Raw genomic sequence first — 4214 nt, 5'->3', positions numbered from 1 at the left:
CGGGCCTCCTGTCCGTCAGTGGTCGCGCCCACCGCGCGCGGTCACGACGCCCCGCCGTCGCGATACCGGGCGGTCACGAACTGTCGCCCGCGCGCGCCGCAGGCGACACAACGTGCAACCCCGGCGCACCGCACGCGGCGTGTCGTGACCACTCCACTCGACGAGCCAGCTCTCCCTGCGCCCTCCTCCCCCGACGGACGGAAGCACGAAGGCCCCCACACCATCCGGTGCGGGGGCCTTGGTCAGTGTGTGGGCGCTACGCCTTCTTCGCCGCGGTGCCGCGACGCTCGCGGAGCTGCTGCAGCGCGTCTTCGAGGAGCTGCGCTGCCTCTTCCTCGGTGCGGCGTTCCTTCACGTACGCGAGGTGGGTCTTGTAGGGCTCCGTCTTGGAGACCACGGGAGGGTTCTCCTTGTCGCGCCCAGCCGGCAGACCACTCGACGGCGAGTCCACCGTCTCGGGGATCTCCTCGTCGGGGAGGTTGGCGGCGAAGTACCGCACGACCTCGTTGCCGAGGGCGTCCCAGTACGAGATCGCCACGCGCTCGGCCTGGACCCCGCGGTCCTGTTCGCCCATCGGTCCCGCGCCGACGCGAGACCCTCGGATTGCACTGCCTCCGCTTGCCATGGATCAGACCCCCGCCGTGAACTTGTTGATGAGACCGAGCACGATGATGGAAACGATCCAGACCAGACCGAGGATCACCGTGATGCGGTTGAGGTTGCGCTCGGCCACGCCGGACGCACCGAGGTTGCTCGTGACCCCACCGCCGAACATGTCGGAGAGGCCACCACCGCGGCCCTTGTGCAGCAGGATGAGGAGCGTGAGCAGGAGGCTCGTGATTGCGAGCAGGACCTGCAGCACGACGGAGAGTATCGCCACGACGTACCTTTCGTGTCAGTCAGCCGTACCAGTGTACCGGCCGCGCGGAGCACGGCCGGTACCTGGACGGGAGTGGTGCGGACGACTGCCCGCGACGACGCCTGTGGACTACAGCCCGACGTGCTGACGGAACCGCGCGATGGCCGCGAACTCCTGCACGTCGAGCGAAGCGCCACCGACGAGCGCGCCGTCGATGTCGGGCTCGCGGAGGAACCCCGCGATGTTGCCGGACTTGACCGAGCCGCCGTAGAGCACCCGGGTGTCCGCAGCGGCCTGGTCGCCCCAGGCAGCAGCGATGCCGCGACGGATGGCCGCACACTCGTCCTGCGCCTGCTCGGCCGTGGCCGCCTGGCCGGACCCGATGGCCCAGACCGGCTCGTACGCCACGACGATGTCGGCCGGCTTGACCGCGTCGAGCACGACGCGGAGCTGCTCGACCGGCACGACACCGGCGCCGCGCTCCTCACGCTGCTCGCCGGTCTCGCCGACGCACACCACGGGGACGAGGCCGTGCTTGACTGCCGCTGCGGTCTTCGCCGCGACGACCTCGTCGGTCTCACCGTGCAGCGTGCGCCGCTCGGAGTGGCCGACGATGACGTACTGGGCGTCGAGCGCCGCCAGGAACGCGCCGGAGACGTCACCGGTGTAGGCACCGGAGTCGAACTGCGACAGGTCCTGCGCACCGAAGTGGATCGGCAGCTTGTCGGCCGAGATGAGCGTCTGCACGCTCCGCAGGTCCGTGAACGGCGGGAAGACCGCGACCTCGACGTCGTCGAAGTCGTGCCGGGCGTCCTTGAGGGTCCACGCGAGCTTCTGCACCGTGGCGATGGCCTGGAGGTGGTCCAGGTTCATCTTCCAGTTGCCCGCGATCAACGGAGTCCGGGTCATGCTGTCCACCCCAGTGCTTCGAGACCAGGCAGCGACTTGCCCTCGAGGAACTCGAGGCTCGCACCGCCACCGGTCGAGATGTGGCCGAACTGGTCGTCCGAGAAGCCGAGCGAGCGCACGGCGGCAGCGGAGTCGCCACCACCGACGACGCCGAGGCCGTCGACCTCGGTGAGCGCCTGCGCGACGGTCTTCGTGCCGGCGGCGAAGGCCGGGAACTCGAACACGCCCATCGGGCCGTTCCAGAACACGGTCTTCGAACCCGAGACGGCCGAGGCGAACCGCGCTGCGGTCTCCGGGCCGATGTCGAGGCCGATGCCGTCCGCTCCGAACGACGAGGACTCGATGGCGTCCGCCGCGACGGTCTCGTGGTCGGCGTCGGCCGCGAAGCCGGATGCCACCACGACGTCGGTGGGCAGGTCGATGGTGACGCCGAGCTCCTTCGCACGCGAGAGGTACTCGCGGACGACGTCGAGCTGGTCGGCTTCGAGCAGCGACTTCGCGACCCCGTGGCCCTGGGCCGCGAGGAAGGTGAAGAGCATGCCGCCGCCGATGCACAGCGTGTCGACCTTCGGCAGGATGTGGTCGATGACACCGAGCTTGTCGCTGACCTTCGACCCGCCGAGCACGACCGTGTACGGCCGTTCCGGCGAGGTGGTCAGCCGCTCGAGCACCCGCAGTTCGGTCTCGATGAGCGACCCGGCCGCGCTGGGCAGCGCGGACGCGAGCTCGTAGACCGAGGCCTGCTTGCGGTGTACGACACCGAAGCCGTCGGAGACGAAGGCGTCACCGAGGGCCGCGATGCGGTCCGCGAAGGCGCTCCGCGCGGCGGCGTCCTTCGAGGTCTCCTCCGGGTTGAACCGGAGGTTCTCGAGCAGCAGGACGTCGCCGTCCTCGAGGGCCTCGGCCGCGGCGGTCGCTTCGTCGCCGACGGTCTCGCCGACGAACGTGACCTCTTTGCCGAGCAGCTCGGAGAGCCGCTGGGCGACCGGCGCGAGCGAGAACTCGGGCTTGGGCTCCCCGTCGGGGCGACCCAGGTGCGAGATCACGATGACGCGCGCGCCGGCGTTGACGAGGGTGTTCAGGGTGGTCAGCGACGCCCGCACGCGGCCGTCGTCCGTGATGGTGCCGTCCTTGAGCGGGACGTTCAGGTCACAACGGACGACGACACGCTTGCCGGCGAGGTCGCCGAGGTCCTCGAGGGTGCGGAGGGCCATGTGCTACAGACGCTCGCCGACGTACTCGGTGAGGTCGACGAGGCGGTTCGAGTAGCCCCACTCGTTGTCGTACCACGAGGTGATCTTCACGAGGCCGCCGATGACCTTGGTCAGGCCGGAGTCGTAGATCGAGGAGTGCGGGTCCGTGGTGATGTCGGTCGACACCAGCGGGTCCTCGCTGTAGAGCAGGATGCCCTTGAGGGGACCTTCTGCGGCCTCCTTGTAGGCGGCGTTGATCTCGTCGACGGTGACCTCGGACTTGGTCTCGAGGGTGAGGTCGGTGATCGAGCCGGTGGGGACCGGGACGCGCAGGGCGAAGCCGTCGAGCTTGCCGGCGAGCTCCGGCATGACCTGGCCGATGGCCTTGGCGGCACCGGTCGAGGTCGGGACGATGTTCAGCGCGGCGGCGCGGGCACGACGGGGGTCCTTGTGCGGGCCGTCCTGCAGGTTCTGGTCGGCGGTGTAGGCGTGCACCGTCGTCATGAGGCCACGCTCGATGCCGAACTTGTCGTGGAACACCTTGGCGAGCGGCGCGAGGCTGTTCGTGGTGCAGGACGCGTTCGAGATGATGTGGTGGTTCGCAGCGTCGTACTGGTCCTCGTTCACGCCGAGCACGATGGTGACGTCGTCACCCGAGGCCGGGGCGGAGATGATGACCTTCTTGGCACCGGCGTCGATGTGCTTCTGCGCGTCGGCGGCCTTGGTGAAGAACCCGGTGGACTCGATGACGATGTCGACACCCAGCTCGCCCCAGGGCAGGTTGGCGGGGTCGCGCTCGGCGAGGACCTTGATGGCCTTGCCGTCGACGACGATGTTGTCGCCGTCGAGCTCGACGGAGACGCCGAGACGACCCGTGATGGAGTCGAACTTCAGCAGGTTGGCGAGCGACGCGTTGTCGGTGAGGTCGTTCACCGCCACGATCTCGAGGTCGGAGCCCTTCGCGAGGGCGGCCCGGAAGAAGTTACGGCCGATGCGGCCGAAGCCGTTGATACCGATCTTGACGGTCAATGGATCTCCTGGTGAGTGTGGAGCGCCCAGGGGGCGCTGCTTTCGGGAGTCGCGCACCCTGGCGGGCCCGCGTGTGGTGGACGATACGCCCCGTAACGTCGCCGTAACGACCCTAGCAGTCGGACACTGCGTGCCCGAGCGGGATGACGGTCCGTCCGGACGGTCGCCGACCAGGCCTGGCACGGGTCCGGGAACGGGTGCGGAAACGGACGGGAGGCGCGGTG

5 protein-coding genes are annotated in these 4214 nt (G+C 69.2%); all 5 read right to left on the bottom strand.

The window, feature by feature from the left end:
* Positions 1–256: 256 nt before the first annotated feature.
* Positions 257–625: an RNA polymerase-binding protein RbpA gene (locus H489_RS28850; RefSeq protein WP_027465686.1), complete on the bottom strand. Its 369-nt coding sequence runs from the start codon at positions 623–625 to the stop codon at positions 257–259.
* 3 nt (positions 626–628) lie between these two features.
* On the bottom strand, positions 629–880 hold the full coding sequence (gene secG / locus H489_RS28845) for a preprotein translocase subunit SecG (protein ID WP_017887256.1): 252 nt from the start codon (positions 878–880) through the stop codon (positions 629–631).
* A 108-nt stretch (positions 881–988) separates the two neighbouring features.
* A complete protein-coding gene (gene tpiA / locus H489_RS28840) occupies positions 989–1768 on the bottom strand; it encodes a triose-phosphate isomerase (protein ID WP_031259782.1) in 780 nt (259 codons plus the stop codon).
* A complete protein-coding gene (locus H489_RS28835; protein WP_017887254.1) occupies positions 1765–2982 on the bottom strand; it encodes a phosphoglycerate kinase in 1218 nt (405 codons plus the stop codon). The genes tpiA and H489_RS28835 overlap by 4 nt, the downstream gene beginning before the upstream one ends.
* Before the next feature lie 3 nt (positions 2983–2985).
* Positions 2986–3990 carry a type I glyceraldehyde-3-phosphate dehydrogenase gene (gap, locus tag H489_RS28830; RefSeq protein ID WP_017887253.1) on the bottom strand — a complete coding sequence of 335 codons (1005 nt, stop codon included), beginning with the start codon at positions 3988–3990 and terminating at the stop codon, positions 2986–2988.
* Between the last annotated feature and the right edge of the window lie 224 nt (positions 3991–4214).

Origin of the sequence: Curtobacterium flaccumfaciens UCD-AKU (assembly GCF_000349565.1) — a bacterium.
GTDB classification, from domain to species: domain Bacteria; phylum Actinomycetota; class Actinomycetes; order Actinomycetales; family Microbacteriaceae; genus Curtobacterium; species Curtobacterium poinsettiae.
This window is presented reverse-complemented; position numbering and strand designations above follow the sequence as displayed.

Bases quoted from the DNA above. Each gene is read 5' to 3' on its own strand.
- H489_RS28850 (WP_027465686.1), bottom strand. From the start codon at position 625: ATGGCAAGCGGAGGCAGTGCAATCCGAGGGTCTCGCGTCGGCGCGGGA.
- tpiA (WP_031259782.1), bottom strand. From the start codon at position 1,768: ATGACCCGGACTCCGTTGATCGCGGGCAACTGGAAGATGAACCTGGAC.
- H489_RS28835 (WP_017887254.1), bottom strand. From the start codon at position 2,982: ATGGCCCTCCGCACCCTCGAGGACCTCGGCGACCTCGCCGGCAAGCGT.